This window comes from Pseudomonas sp. MOIL14HWK12:I1 (assembly GCF_000510705.1).
Taxonomy (GTDB): domain Bacteria; phylum Pseudomonadota; class Gammaproteobacteria; order Pseudomonadales; family Pseudomonadaceae; genus Chryseomonas; species Chryseomonas oryzihabitans.
This window is the reverse complement of the sequence record NZ_AZNY01000009.1, coordinates 195,496-209,573: the sequence shown is the minus strand read 5'-3', so window position 1 is coordinate 209,573 and position 14,078 is coordinate 195,496. Positions and strand designations below refer to the sequence as shown.

Genomic DNA, 14,078 nt, shown 5'->3' with positions numbered 1-14,078 from the left:
GTGCAAAACATCTCTAGGATAGGCGGTATTAAAACTGTTATCGCGATTGCCGATAACCTGATCGCCGAGTCCTTTCCTGGAGCTGTCCCATGTCCTCCGCCACTGCCGAATTCGTCGCTGTTGACGACGCCTCTGCCTATCACGCGCTGCGCCAGGCGCTGGACCGCTCCCTGGCGGTGATCGAATTCGATCTGCAGGGCAATGTGCTGCACGCCAACGACAACTTCCTGGAGACCTTCGGCTATCGTCTCGAGGAGATCAGTGGGCGGCATCACCGGCTGTTCTGCCCGCCCGGGGTAGCGGAAAGCGATGACTATCAGGATTTCTGGGCAACGCTGGGGCGCGGCGATTTCCATAGCGGTGTCTATCGCCGCAGGCACAAGGACGGCAGCCTGAGGTGGATCCGCGCCACCTACAATCCGTTGCTGGATGCGCAAGGGCGCCCGCAGCGCATCATCAAGTTCGCCACCGACATCACCGAGACGCGCCTGCAGGCGGTCGAGTACGAGGGCAAGATCGAGGCGATCCATCGTTCCCAGGCGGTGATCGAATTCGATCTGCAGGGCAACGTGCTCTGGGCCAACGACAATTTCCTCGGCATGACCGGCTATGCGCTGGACGAGCTGCGCGGGCGTCATCACAGCCTGATGTGCCCGGCCGACTATGCGCGCTCGGCGGAATACGCCCTGCTGTGGAATCGCCTGGGGCAGGGCGTCTTCGATACCGGCGTCTACAAGCGCATCCGCCGCGATGGCCGGCCGATCTGGATCCAGGCCACCTACAACCCCATCCTCGACAGCGACGGTCGGCCCTACAAGGTGGTGAAGTTCGCCACCGATGTCACCGATGCGCAACTGCAGGCCGCGGAGTTCGAAGGCAAGATGGCCGCCATCGATCGTGCCCAGGCGGTGATCGAATTCGATCTGCACGGCAATATCCTGACCGCCAACGAGAATTTCCTGTCGGCCATGGGTTACAGCCTGGACGAGGTGCGCGGCAAGCATCACCGGATCTTCTGCGAACCCGAGCACGCCCGCTCGCCGGGCTATCGGCTGTTCTGGGAGAAGCTCGGCCGCGGCGACTTCGATACCGGGCTGTACAAGAGACGCGCCAGCGACGGCCGCCAGGTGTGGATCCAGGCCACCTACAACCCCATCCTCGATGCCGAGGGCAAGCCGTACAAGGTGGTCAAGTTCGCCAGCGACGTCACCGAGAGTCAGCTGCGCAACAGCGACTACGAAGGCAAGGTGGCGGCCATCGACCGCTCCCAGGCCATCGCCGAGTTCTCCCTCGACGGCACGGTGCTCACCGCCAACCGCAACTTCCTGCTGGCCCTGGGTTACCAGGCCGATGAAGTGGTGGGCAAGCACCACCGCATCTTCTGTCCCGACGACTATGCCCGTTCCGCGGAGTACCGGTTGTTCTGGGATAAATTGGCGCGGGGCGAATTCGACGCCGGGGTGTACAAGAGACGCAACAGCCGGGGCGAGGAGATCTGGATCCAGGCCACCTACAACCCGATCTTCGACGCCGACGGCAAGCCGTGCAAGGTGGTGAAGTTCGCCGTGGACATCACCGAAAGCCAGATTCGCAATAGCGACTATGCGGGCAAGGTGGCGGCCATCGACCGTGGCCAGGCGGTGATCGAATTCGACCTGACCGGCAAGATCCTCGAAGCCAATCGCAACTTCCTGGCGACCCTGGGTTATCGCCTGGAAGAGATCCGCGGGCAGCATCACCGCATCTTCTGCGAGGCGGAACACGTCGCCTCCGGCGAATACCGCGAGTTCTGGGCGCGGCTGGCCCAGGGCGAGGTGTTTGGCGGACGCTTCATGCGGCTGAGCAAGTTCGGCCAGCGCATCTGGATCCAGGCCACCTACAACCCCATCTTCGACGCCGACGGTCAGGTGCACAAGGTGGTGAAGTTCGCCACCGATATCACCCGCCAGGTGGAGCTGGAGCAGCACCTGCGGCAGAAGATCGAGCAGATGAATCTCTCGCTGCATGCCCTGACCCGCTCCATCAACCAGATCGCCGAGACCACCGACGACGCCAACCGCATGGCCCGACGCACCCTGGAGGAAGCCGAACGCGGCTCCCTGACCCTGGGCCGCTCGCTGGACGCCATGGAGGCCATAGGCACCACCGCCGGAGGCATCCAGGACATCGTTCAGGTGATCAGCGACATCGCCAACCAGACCAACATGCTGGCCTTCAACGCCGCCATCGAGGCGGCCCGCGCCGGCGAACACGGACTGGGCTTCTCGGTGGTGGCCGACGAGGTGCGCAAGCTGGCCGAGAAGTCGTCCCAGGCGACCAAGGAGATCAACAAGCTGATCCTGGAGTCGGTCAAGAGTATCGCCCAGGGCAGCGAGATCTCGCGCAGCGTGGGCGAGGCCTTTGGCCTGATCGCCGAAGGGGTGGGCAAGACTCAGCAGTCCATCGAGGCCATCAACGGCTCCACCGCGGCCCAGCTCGAGGATGCGGCGCGGGTCAATCAACTGATCCAGGAGCTGGACGCGGCCACCACCCTCACGCCGGTGACCGGGGGAGCGCGATCGTGACCGCGACCCAGGGCGTCGTGCGGATCGGCGAACTGGAAGTCGCCCTGTCCGTCCAGGCCCTGGAACGCGTGGTGCCCTGGCCGGAGCGCCTGGCCCCTCATCCGAGTCAGGTGCCCTGGCTGCTCGGCCTCTTCGAGCTGGGCGGCCAGCCGCTGCCGCTGGTGGACGGTCATCGCCTGCTGGGGCTGCCGGCGGTCGCGGGCGAGCGGCGGATCGCCGTGATCCGCCAGGGCGGTGGACGCTTCGGCCTGGCCATTGATGGCGTGGTGGATCTCCTCGGTCTGGCGGATGACGTCATCGTACGGTTGCAAGGGGCGCCTGGACGCCTGCTGGGGCGGGTGTACCTGCGCCCGGACAGCGGTCGGCTGGTGCATCTGCTGGACCTGGACGCCCTGGCCGCCTTGCCGGGCTTCGAGGTCAGTGCCGACGTGCCGTCGACGCGGCAGCAGGTGGCCAGCGGCAAGGAAGGGGAGCGCCTCTATCTGCTGTTCGAGTGCGACGGGCGCCGCCTGTGCCTGGACGCGGCGGTGGTGCAGGAGCTGGTGGATCGACCGCAACTGACCCCCAGCGAATTCGCCAGCGACAGCTGTCGCTATCAGGTGCAGCTGCGGGGCCAGGCCCTGCCGGTGCTGGAGCTGTCCGAGCTGCTCGGCCTGGCCACGCCGGCGAACGGTCACCATGAGCAGCTGCTGGTGCTGGCGGCGGGCGACCAGGGTCAGTATCGGGTCGCCTTCGGCTTCCAGCGGCTGCTTGGCATGTGGCGCCGGGATCCGGCGCAATGCGCGCCACTGCTGGGCTTTGGCCTGGAGCAGCCGGCGCTGTTGCGTGGGGTATTCAGCGCCGCGGACGGCGAGGCGGCGATCGTGATCGATCATCTGGCCCTGGGGTGCCAGGAGGCGGCGGTCGCCTATGCGCGGATCTATCGCACCGATCGCGACCTGTTGCGCGAAGAGCGCCGCCAGGTGCGACGTCAGCCGTGCCTGACCTTTCTCGCCGAACTGCTGTTCGCCGTACCGCTGGAGCAGGTGGCCGAGGTCCTGCCGCTGCCGGCGCACTTCCTGCGCCTCGGTCAGCGGGATCCGCGGCTGCTGGGGGTGATGGAGGTCCGCGGCCAGCAGATCACCCTGGTGTGCCTGCGCACCCTCGCCGGCGCGGTGGCGGTCGCTCCCGGCCCCGGCGATCAGGTGATCGTGGTGGAAGGGCAGCACCAGCGCCTGGGCTTCGTGGTGCAGCGGGTGGAAGCTATCGAGGCCTTTACCGAATTGCGCGCCGATGCCCTGACGCGCAGCTGGCAACTGCCCGGGGAGGGCGGCGCGGTGCCGGCGCAGCGGGCGCAGAGCTGGGTAGGGGTAGGGGCTCCGGGCAACAGTCGCCAGGCGACCCTGATCGACCTCGGCGCCCTGGCGCGGCGCCTGGAAGGCCAGCCACGCCAGACCCTGCCGGAGCCCTTGGCCGCGGCGATCTGACCTACCGCCTGTCGCTTCGCCGAGCGGTCGGGTAACGGATCGCCGGCCCTCTGGTACGGCGCTGCCGGGCGCCATCATCGAAGCGGCAGCGGCAGGCTAGAGCCGCTCGGGTTTTCCCTCCAATGTCAGGCTGGGCGCGCGATCGGCGCTGTTGTTGCCGGCTCGGGAGCCAGGCGTTCATCAGCACCCGGTCAAGAAATCCCGCGGCGCGTCGAACCAGAGAAAGACACAACTTTCCTGGGTGATCCCATGTTCAACGTCGCACTCAAACGTCGCATCGCCGATCTCGAAGCCGAACTGTCCGAGCACCGCCAGGTGAGCGCGGCCTTCCATCAGGATTCGCTGCATCTGCTGCTGGACGCCCAGGGCCGGATCGAGGATTTCAACGAGAACTTCGCGCTCTGCCTGGGCTACGCCCCCGGCAGTCTGACCGGGCGCAATCTGGACGACATCATTCCGGACTACGTGAAGAAGCTGGTCTGCTACGGCGACCTGAAACGCAGCTTCAGCGAAGGCCGCCAGGCCAGTGGCATCTATCGGCTGCTGCGCGGAACGGGCGGCGTCGCCTGGCTCTATGCGATCTGGACGCCAGTGCGCGATAGCCAGGGCCAGGTCAAGCAGATCCGCTGCTATGCCTATGACCGTACCGAGCAGGTGGAGACCTCCACCGAACACTCGGGCATCATCAATGCGCTGCTGAGATCCACCGCGGTGATCGAATTCAACCTGTCCGGCGAGGTGCTGACCGCCAACGAGCGCTTCCTGCAGGGCATGGGCTATTCGCTGGCGCAGATCGTCGGCAAGCACCACCGGATGTTCTGCACCCGTGAAGAGGCCGAATCGGCCGACTATCGCGCCTTCTGGGAGCGCCTCAATCGCGGCGACTACGTGGCCAGCCGCTTCAAGCGCATCGACAGCCATGGCCGTACCGTCTGGCTGGAAGCTTCCTACAACCCAGTGCTCAATACCCGCGGCGAGCTGTACAAGGTCATCAAGTTCGCCACCGTCATCACCGATCAGGTGGAACAGGAACTGGCGGTGGCCGAGGCCGCGCGGGTCGCCTTCGACATCTCCCAGACCACCGACGAAAGCGCCCGCCAGGGCGCGGCGGTGGTGCAGGACACGGTCGCGGTGATGACCCGCATCGCCGACGAGATCCAGGTCGCCGCCAATGGCATCGAGGACCTCGGCAAGCAGTCGCTGGTGATCAGCGCCATCGTCAAGACCATCAGCGGCATCGCCGAGCAGACCAATCTGCTGGCGCTCAACGCCGCCATCGAAGCCGCCCGGGCCGGCGAGCAGGGGCGCGGCTTCGCGGTGGTGGCGGACGAGGTCCGGCAACTGGCCGGGCGCACCAGCAAGGCCACCGAGGAGATCGTCGGCGTGGTGCAGCAGAACCAGCAACTGGCGCAGACGGCGGTCAGCAACATGGCCGCCAGTCGCCAGCAGGCGGAGCAGGGGCTGCACCTCGCCAGCAACGCCGGGGTGCGCATCACCGAGATCCAGGAGGGCGCCCGCCAGGTGGTGGGCGCGGTCAGCCAGTTCGCCCGCCGGCTGAGTTAAGGCTAGGCGTCCCAGCCGGGGGCGCTGTACCACGCATAACCGGCCGCATCCAGCTCCAGCCAGCGGCCCTGGTGGATGACCATCCGGGTCGCCACCTCCGGGCTGGCCAGGCCGATGGCCACCACCAGGCTGCGGATCAGGGCGCCATGGGCCACCAGCAGGGTGGGACCCTGGAGTTCCTCCAGCAGGGGGCGCACCCGTTCGGCGGCATCGGCATAGCTTTCGCCACCGGGCACCCTAAAGGTATAGGGCTCGGCCATGCGCTGGGCGTGCTGCTCGGGATAGCGCTGGGCGATGGTCGGCATGTCCAGGCCTTCCCAGTCGCCAAAGGCCTTTTCCGCCAGACGCGCATCGCGGCCCAGGCTGAGTGGAGCACCGGGCAGCTGCGCCAGGATCAGATCGAGGGTTTCGCTGGCGCGTTGCAGCGGACTGCTCAGGCAGGTGAAGCGAGCGACGTCGAGGCGTTCGCGCAGGGCCAGGCCCACGGCCTCGGCCTGGGCCCGGCCACGGGCGTTGAGCGGTATGTCCTGGCGACCCTGCAGGCGGCCGCTGGCATTCCAGTCGGTTTCGCCGTGACGGATCACCAGCAAGGGAGCGGGGAAGGGCAAGGGCATCAGTCCAGGGCAGTGGGTAGGGTGAGGATGAAGCGCAGACGGCCGTTTTCCTGGCGCGCGACCAGGCTGCCGCCATGGCCGCGGGCGACTTCCTGGGCGAGGTAGAGGCTCAACTCCAGGCGGGCGGGCTGTTCAGGCGTGGCCTCGGTCAGCGCCGGCTGGAACACCTGGCTGAGGCTGCCGGGATCCACCACGGCGGTGCGGCTTTCCACGGCGAGGCGATAGCAGCGTTCGTCGAGCTCGCCGCGCAGCAGCAGGGTGCCGCCGGCAGGATTGCGGGACGCGACCCACTCCAGCAGCGCGCCCATGGCCTGCAGCAGGCGCGGCAGGTCGAGGCGCACCGCGGCGGGTAACTCCGGCAGCTCGCTGCCTAGGGTCTGGTCGGGAAAACGGGCCTGCAGCGTGGCGAGCAGGTTGGTCAGACGCTCGTTGACGCCCTCCACCAAGGTCAGTTTCAGCGGCAGGCCGTGGCCGAGACGCACACGGACGAAATCGGCGGCCGCAGCGCTGCGTTCGGCCAGGCGCTGGGCCTCGGCTTGCAAGCGCTGCGCCTGGGCGGCGTCCGCGGACGCCTCCTTGGCCAGCGCCTGCAGCGGACGCTGCAGGTCTTCTTCCAGCAGCACCAGCAGTTGCTCGCGCAGCGGTGTGAGATCGAGGTCGCCACGCGCGCCGGGGCTCGCCTCGCGACGCTGTTCTTCCCGGGCGAGCAATTCCCCCAGCAGACGGGCGAAGCCGTCCAGGGTGTCGATCACCGGGCGCTGCTCCAGCCGCGGTGCGGGCTGGGGATCGAAGGCGCACAGCGTGCCGAAGAAGGTGCCATTGGGCCGGAACACCGGGACCGACAGATAGCTCTTCCAGCCATAGAGGCCGGGCGCCGGATGGTCGCAGTAAGTAGGGTTCTGGGTCACATCGCTGATGATCACGGCGTCGTGGGAGGAGCGCACTTGATTGCACAGGGTGGATTCGAGATCCAGTTCGGCGCCGGGTTGCAGGCCGAAGGCGATGCGATCCTCCACCGCGCAGGCGATCCAGCGCTGCTCGGTGACCTCGGCCACGGTGGCGACCCCGAGGCCGCTGATGTCGCAGACCACGCGCAGGAGCGCCGCGACGGAATCCAGGGACGTCAGCAGCTCGACGCTTTCGACGGTGCTGGAGGGTTGGCTGGGCATGGCGCGGTAGTTCTCTTACGGACAGGGCCTGAACGCTAGGCCAAGAGACGGCGGAGAGCAACCGTCAGGCCGCAGAGCCAGCCGCCAGGCCGATGCCGTCTAGCCGATCAGATCGGTGGCGTAGGCCAGCACCGTGAGGCAGAGCAGCAGCAACAGCAGGTTGGCCGGGGTAATGCTTTTCATTGGGGAGATCCTCTCACGCAAGGGCTATTCCTTGTCCAGGTACGCCTGGGACTGCCATGCCGGTGCTGGGGATCTCGGGGGGTGGAGCGGGTAGGTTCATCTCTGCGTCTCGATACTGCTGGCAAAGGACAGGACTCGGAACGCCACTGTCGCCGTTCGTTCAGCCGCCGGCAGAGGAGGTGCGACATCTGGTCGAAGCGGCAGTGCGAGCGGTTCGCAGTTGCCAAGCGGCGGGCGAGTGGGTAGCGTGGCGCCCCATGCGAACCTTCCTTTGCCCCATCAGCGCCTATTACTCCTACCTGACCAATATCGGGTGGTAGGTACTGCGCTGCATGACCGAACCGCCCAGGGCGGCTCGGTCAAGGCAACTTCTCCCGGTCTCCCAGGCACCGTCCAGCCACAGGAGACCCCATGGACAGCACCACGCAAGACCTGCTCGCCACCCTCGAAGCCCGCGGCTTCGTCCATCAGACCACTGACCGTGACGGCCTCGCCCGCGCCTTTGCCAGCGGCCCGGTGACCGGCTATCTCGGCTTCGACGCCACCGCCGACAGTCTCCACGTCGGCCATCTGCAGGGCCTGATGCTGATGCGCTGGCTGCAGCGCGCCGGCCATCCCATCCTGCTGCTGATCGGCGGCGCCACCACCCGCATCGGCGATCCCAGCTTTCGCGACAGCAGCCGTCCGGTGCTCACCGACGGCCAGATCGCCCTGAACATGGCCGGTATCGCCAAGGCCTTCCACCGCTACCTGGAGGTCGGCGATGGCCACGGTCGCGCTCAGGTGGTGGACAACGCCGAATGGCTCGACGGCCTCGGCTATCTGAATTTCCTCGGCGCCGTGGGTCGGCACTTTTCCATCAATCGACTGCTGACCTTCGATGCCATTAGGAATCGCCTTGATCGCGAGCACTCGCTGTCCTTCGAGGAATTCGGCTACACCCTGCTGCAGGCCTACGACTTCGTCGAGTTGTCGCGGCGCTATGGCTGCACCCTGCAACTGGGCGGCGCGGACCAGTGGGCCAACATCATCAATGGCGTGGAGCTGTCACGCCGGCAGGGTGGCCCTCAGCTCCATGGCCTGACCATGCCGTTGCTGGCCACCCGTGACGGCCGCAAGATGGGCAAGTCGGCCCAGGGCGCGGTCTGGCTCAACGAGGAGCGGCTGTCGGCCTTCGACTTCTGGCAATTCTGGCGCAACTGCGACGATGCCGACGTCGAGCGTTTCCTGGCGCTGTTTACCGAGCTGCCGCTGGACGAGGTACGGCGGCTGGCGGCCTTGGGCGGCGCGGAGATCAATCTGGCCAAGACCGTGCTGGCCAACGAGGCGACCCGCCTGGCCCACGGCGAGCAGGCCCAGCGTGCGGCCGAGGCGGCGGCCGCCGAGGTTTTCGCCGACCGGGACGGCGGTGGTCGCTTGCCGACGCTCGCTCTGAGTCGCCGGCAGCTCGATGGGGGTGTCAGCCTGGTCGAGCTGCTAGTGCAGACCGGTGTGCAGCCGTCGCGCAGTGCGGTCCGCCGACTGGCGGAAGGCGGTGGCCTTCGCCTGGACGAACTGCCCGTATCCGATCCCGATGTGCGGCTCACGGCGGGCGACGTCGGTCGACGGGTAAGTCTGGGCAAGAAGCGGCATCTGCGCATCACAGCGGTGGACTGAGGAGAAGGCGATGAAGGTCTGGGTGATAGGCGCCTCGCGGGGCATAGGACTGGGGCTGGTCGAGCGCTACCTGGGTCGTGGCGACCAGGTGCTGGCGCTGGTACGAACACCGAATGCGGCGCTGGACGCCCTGGCGGCGACCACCGCGGGACGGCTGCGGGTGGTGACCGGCGATCTCTGCGATCCCGAGCTGGGCACGCGACTACTGAGCGAAAGCCGCGATGAGTCGCTGGATCGGCTGATCGTCAATGCCGGCATCATGGGGCCGCACGAGGTGGAGGGGCAGCGGGCGACCCCCGCGGAGCTGGGCGAGCTGTTCCTGACCAATGCCGTGGCGCCGCTGCGGCTGCTGGAGGCCCTGGCGCCGCGGATGGCTGCGGCGGGAGTGGCGGCCTGCCTGAGTTCGCAGATGGGTAGCGTCAGCCTGGCACGGGCCGCCGACATGCCGCTCTATGGCGCCAGCAAGGCGGCGCTCAATAGCCTGCTGCAAAGCTGGGTCGCCGGGCAGCAACCGGCCTTCGCCGTGCTTGCGCTGCACCCAGGTTGGGTGCGTACCGCCTTGGGCGGGGTAGGCGCGCCGGTCGAGGTGGCCGCTAGCGTTGCCGGTCTGGTAGCGACGATCGAGGCACGGGCCGGCCAGCGCGGCTGTGTCTTTCTCGACTACCAAGGCCAGGCCCTGCCCTGGTAAGCAGGGGGCCGGATCGCTCAGTGCGGCTGAGCGATCCGGCCCTTGTCCGACCTCTGTCGAGGATCGAAGATGAGTCCATCATCCTGGAGAGCCCGCCCATGCGCATCGACGAGCACACCTTTCTGGTAACCGGCGCCGGATCCGGCCTTGGCGTCGCCACCGCCGCGGCGCTGATCGCGGCAGGCGCCCGGGTGGCGCTGCTGGATCTGCAGGCCGAGGCCGTGCAGGCCCAGGCCGAACGCCTCGGCGACCGGGCCCTGGCGCTCGCCGTGGACGTGACCGATGCCGAGGCCCTGAGCGCTGCCATGGATACCCTCCTGGCCCGCTGGGGCGGTCTGCAGGGGGCGATCAACTGCGCCGGCATCGTTGGCGGCGCACGCATCCTCGGGCGCAACGGCCCCCACGATCTCGCCGCCTTCGCGCGCATCATCAACGTCAACCTGGTGGGCAGCTTCAATGTGCTGCGCCTGGCCGCCGCGGCCATGGCCCAGGGCGAGGCCGATGCCGGCGGCGAACGCGGCGTGATCATCAACACCGCCTCCATCGCCGCCTTCGACGGCCAGATCGGCCAGGCCGCCTATGCCGCCTCCAAGGGCGGCGTCGCCGCGCTCACCCTGCCGGCGGCGCGCGAACTGGCCGGGCAGGGCATCCGGGTCATGACCATAGCGCCGGGCGTTTTCGAGACGCCCATGATGGCCGGCATGACCCCCGAGGTACGCGAGGCCCTGGCCGCCAACGTGCCCTTTCCGCCGCGCCTCGGTCGCGGCGAGGAATTCGCCGCCCTGGTCCGCCACATCATCGAGAATCCCATGCTCAACGGCGAGGTGATCCGTCTCGACGGTGCGCTGCGCATGGCCCCGCGCTAGGCCCTGTACGAAAAGTCGCCGAGCGATGGTCAGGCGAGGCGAAAAGCGCTGAGGAAGCGGACCGGGCTCGCGAGCGAGTTTACGAGTGGTAAATGAGCATTGCGACGGGGCTGGCCATCCAGGCGCTTTTCAACGAAGCATCACCGAGTGTAGGCACTTTTCGTAAGGGCCTAGGAGAGTTGTCATGAACGATCCCATTGTTATCGTCGCCGCCGCTCGCACCCCCATGGGCGCCCTGGGCGGCGAACTGGCGGCGCTGTCGGCGCCACAGCTGGGCAGCGCCGTGATCCGCGCCGTGCTGGAGCGGAGCGGTTGGTCGCCGGAGCGGGTCGACGAGGTGCTCATGGGCTGCGTGCTGCCCGCCGGCCTCGGCCAGGCACCGGCCCGCCAGGCGGCCCTTGGCGCCGGCCTGGACCAGAGCACGCGCTGTACCACCCTGAACAAGATGTGCGGTTCGGGCATGCAGGCGGCCATCCTCGGCCATGACCTGCTGCGCGCCGGCAGTGCCGAGGTGGTGGTGGCGGGCGGCATGGAAAGCATGAGTCGCGCGCCCTATCTGCTGGAAAAGGCCCGTAGCGGCTACCGCCTCGGCCACGGCGCCCTGATCGACAGCATGTTTCTCGACGGCCTGGAAGACGCCTACGAGCCCGGGCGCCTGATGGGCACCTTCGCCGAGGACTGCGCGGCGCGCCTGGGTATCGGCCGCGAGCGCCAGGATGCCTATGCCCAGCAGTCCCTCGCCCGGGCGCGCCAGGCGCAGGCCAGTGGCGCCTTCGTCGCCGAGATCGTCGCGGTGGAGGTGGCGGGGCGCAAGGAAACCCTGAGCATCGACACCGATGAACAACCGCGCCGCGCCGATCCGGCACGCATTCCCACCCTCAAGCCGGCTTTTCGCGAAGGCGGTACCGTCACCGCGGCCAACGCCAGCTCCATCTCGGATGGCGCCGCGGCATTGCTGCTGATGCGCGCCAGCACGGCGGCGCGCGAAGGCCTGACGCCGCTGGCGACGATCCGTGGCCATGCCGCCCATGCCGGCGCCCCGGGCGACTTTCCCACCGCGCCCATCGCCGCCATCCGCACCCTGCTCGCGCGCATCGACTGGCAGCTGAACGACGTCGATCTGTTCGAGATCAACGAAGCCTTCGCCGTGGTGGCACTGGCCGCCCAGGATGCCCTGGGGCTGGACCCGGAGCGCCTGAACGTGCACGGTGGCGCCTGTGCCCTGGGCCATCCCATCGGCGCCTCCGGTGCGCGGATCCTGGTGACCCTGATCCAGGCGCTGCGCCAGCGCGGTCTGCGCCGGGGCGTGGCCGCCATCTGCATCGGCGGTGGCGAGGCCACGGCCATGGCGCTGGAACTCAACGACTAGACAAGGACAAGACCATGAGCGAACCCTCTGCCGAATCGACCCTGCTGCTGGAGATCGAGGCGCGCGTCGCCCTCATCACCCTCAACCGCCCCAAGGCGCTCAACGCTCTCAATGCCCAGCTGCTGCACGAGCTGGATGCCATGCTGGCGCGCCTGGACGCCGATCCCGAGGTCGGTTGCGTGGTGCTTACCGGCTCGGCCAAGGCCTTCGCCGCCGGCGCCGACATCAAGGAAATGGCGGGGCAGGGCTATCCGCAGATCTACCTGGACGATTATTTCCGCGTCGCCGATCGCATCGCCGAGCGGCGCAAGCCGCTGATCGCCGCCGTGGCCGGCTACGCCCTGGGCGGTGGCTGCGAACTGGCGCTGCTGTGCGACTTCATCTATGCCGCCGACACCGCGCGCTTCGGCCTGCCGGAGATCACCCTGGGCGTCATTCCCGGCATCGGCGGCACCCAGCGCCTGACCCGCGCCCTGGGCAAGGCCAAGGCCATGGAGCTGTGCCTGACCGGACGCCAGCTGCCCGCCGCCGAAGCCGAGCGCGCCGGCCTGGTCGCCCAGGTGTTTCCCGCCGACGAATTGCTGGAGCGCACCCTGGAAGCCGCCCGCGGCATCGCCAGTCGCTCGCTGCCGGCGACCCTGCTGCTCAAGGAGAGCGTCAATCGCGCCTTCGAGACCAGCCTGGCCGAGGGTATCCGCTTCGAGCGCCGGGTCTTCCATTCGCTGTTCGCCAGCGCCGATCAGAAGGAAGGCATGGCCGCCTTCGTCGAGAAGCGCCCGGCGAAGTTCGAGCATCGTTGAGCGCTCCCGGCGCCTCTCGGAGGCGCTAGACTGGCCGTTTCCGCCCAGCGTCGCAGAGCCTTCGGATGCGTATCGACCCCTTGCCACCCCTGACCAATCTGATTGCCTTCGAGGCAACGGTCAGGCTTGGCAGCTTTACCCGTGCCGCGCTCGAGCTCAATCTCACGCAAAGCGCCATCAGCCGTCAGGTGGCGCAGCTGGAGGCCTTTCTCGGTCGCGCGCTGTTTCGGCGAGAGCACAAGCGGCTGCACCTGACCGTCTCCGGGCAGCGCTATGCCGAGCGGGTCCAGCACCTCTTGGCGGGCCTAGCGGAAACCACCGCCGAGGTCATGGATCTCAGTGGCGAGCAGCAACTGGTCCTGGCCTGCTCCTCGGGCGTCGCCGCCCTGTGGCTGGGGCCGCTGATCGGCCATTTTGCCAGTGCCTTTCCCGGCATCGACGTGCGCCTGCGGGTGCTGGACAACCTCGATACCCTGCTCAAGCCCGAATTCGATCTGGCGCTCTATTTCCTGCGGGAACCGCCGCCGCCGGGATTGGCCGGTCGCCAGTTGTTTCCCGAATGGGTAGGCGCCTATTGCGCCCCGGACTACCTGGGCGGGCAGCAGCTGTCTCCCCCGGAGCTGCTCGACCGGCGCCTGCTGATGATCGAGGACGGGCAGCGACGCTGGCTGTCCTGGACGGAGTGGTTCGCGCGGCTAGGCTATCCAGCCCCGCGGATCCGCCAGCGGCTCACCGTGAGTCAGTACCCCATCCTGGTCGATCTGGCGATTGCCGGTCACGGTATCGTCCTGGGCTGGCGCCCCATGATCGATGCCCACCTGCGCTCGGGCGCGCTGGTCGAAGCCTGTAGCGAATGCGTGCAGGGGCAGGGGGGTTACTACCTGCTGTGGCCGGGCGATCGCCAGCCGGGCCTGGCGACGCGCCGTTTCGAAGCCTGGCTTAACGACGCCCTGAGCGCGTCACCTTGACCCCTCTTGCATGCGCCTGGCGCATGCAAACCCCTGCAATCAGCGTTTTCCTGCGTCCCGGGTAGCCCCTTAAGCTCGGCGGCAGAGGGCGGAGATCCTCGTCCTGTTTCCTTTATCGAAACTGCCGTCGCCGGTGCAGGGACTCCCGAGTTTCCTGCGCGACTCGCATTCA

General features: G+C 67.8%; 11 protein-coding genes and 2 pseudogenes. 11 read left to right on the top strand and 2 right to left on the bottom strand.

Features of this window, described 5'->3' with window-relative positions:
* Nucleotides 1-89: 89 nt before the first annotated feature.
* The 5 genes and pseudogenes from PSEK12I1_RS0108265 to PSEK12I1_RS25275 all read left to right on the top strand — a co-directional run.
* Nucleotides 90-1,958 (top strand): annotated as a pseudogene (locus PSEK12I1_RS0108265) (PAS domain S-box protein); the annotation flags it as partial.
* A gap of 30 nt (nucleotides 1,959-1,988) precedes the next feature.
* A complete protein-coding gene (locus PSEK12I1_RS25285; RefSeq protein ID WP_371099720.1) occupies nucleotides 1,989-2,564 on the top strand; it encodes a methyl-accepting chemotaxis protein in 576 nt (191 codons plus the stop codon).
* Nucleotides 2,561-4,030 carry a chemotaxis protein CheW gene (locus PSEK12I1_RS0108260; protein WP_027601251.1) on the top strand — a complete coding sequence of 490 codons (1,470 nt, stop codon included), beginning with the start codon at nucleotides 2,561-2,563 and terminating at the stop codon, nucleotides 4,028-4,030. Before PSEK12I1_RS25285 ends, PSEK12I1_RS0108260 begins: the two co-directional genes overlap by 4 nt.
* A gap of 249 nt (nucleotides 4,031-4,279) precedes the next feature.
* Nucleotides 4,280-5,050 (top strand): annotated as a pseudogene (locus tag PSEK12I1_RS25280) (PAS domain-containing protein); the annotation flags it as partial.
* On the top strand, nucleotides 5,051-5,593 hold the full coding sequence (locus tag PSEK12I1_RS25275; protein WP_371099719.1) for a methyl-accepting chemotaxis protein: 543 nt from the start codon (nucleotides 5,051-5,053) through the stop codon (nucleotides 5,591-5,593).
* A 2-nt stretch (nucleotides 5,594-5,595) separates the two neighbouring features.
* On the opposite strand, the gene PSEK12I1_RS0108250 is transcribed toward PSEK12I1_RS25275, so the two are convergent.
* Nucleotides 5,596-6,201, bottom strand: a complete 606-nt coding sequence (locus PSEK12I1_RS0108250) for a histidine phosphatase family protein (protein ID WP_177323742.1) — start codon at nucleotides 6,199-6,201, stop codon at nucleotides 5,596-5,598.
* A 5-nt stretch (nucleotides 6,202-6,206) separates the two neighbouring features.
* On the bottom strand, nucleotides 6,207-7,376 hold the full coding sequence (locus PSEK12I1_RS0108245) for a GAF domain-containing protein (RefSeq protein ID WP_027601248.1): 1,170 nt from the start codon (nucleotides 7,374-7,376) through the stop codon (nucleotides 6,207-6,209).
* Nucleotides 7,377-7,970: 594 nt separating this feature from the next.
* On the opposite strand from PSEK12I1_RS0108245, the gene tyrS reads away from it, so the two are divergent.
* From tyrS to PSEK12I1_RS0108210, 6 genes are all read left to right on the top strand, one after another.
* Nucleotides 7,971-9,215 (top strand): tyrosine--tRNA ligase, encoded by a 1,245-nt coding sequence (tyrS, locus tag PSEK12I1_RS0108235; protein ID WP_027601247.1) that lies wholly within the window; start codon nucleotides 7,971-7,973, stop codon nucleotides 9,213-9,215.
* A 10-nt stretch (nucleotides 9,216-9,225) separates the two neighbouring features.
* On the top strand, nucleotides 9,226-9,903 hold the full coding sequence (locus PSEK12I1_RS0108230; protein WP_027601246.1) for an SDR family NAD(P)-dependent oxidoreductase: 678 nt from the start codon (nucleotides 9,226-9,228) through the stop codon (nucleotides 9,901-9,903).
* Nucleotides 9,904-10,001: 98 nt separating this feature from the next.
* On the top strand, nucleotides 10,002-10,769 hold the full coding sequence (locus tag PSEK12I1_RS0108225; RefSeq protein WP_027601245.1) for an SDR family NAD(P)-dependent oxidoreductase: 768 nt from the start codon (nucleotides 10,002-10,004) through the stop codon (nucleotides 10,767-10,769).
* A gap of 184 nt (nucleotides 10,770-10,953) precedes the next feature.
* Nucleotides 10,954-12,138, top strand: a complete 1,185-nt coding sequence (locus PSEK12I1_RS0108220; RefSeq protein ID WP_027601244.1) for an acetyl-CoA C-acyltransferase — start codon at nucleotides 10,954-10,956, stop codon at nucleotides 12,136-12,138.
* A gap of 14 nt (nucleotides 12,139-12,152) precedes the next feature.
* Entirely contained in the window at nucleotides 12,153-12,938 is a 786-nt protein-coding gene (locus PSEK12I1_RS0108215; RefSeq protein ID WP_007162199.1) for an enoyl-CoA hydratase, read from the top strand.
* 65 nt (nucleotides 12,939-13,003) lie between these two features.
* The gene (locus tag PSEK12I1_RS0108210; protein ID WP_027601243.1) at nucleotides 13,004-13,906 is read left to right on the top strand and encodes a LysR substrate-binding domain-containing protein; all 903 of its coding nucleotides are present in this window, start codon (nucleotides 13,004-13,006) and stop codon (nucleotides 13,904-13,906) included.
* The last annotated feature ends 172 nt before the right edge of the window (nucleotides 13,907-14,078 follow it).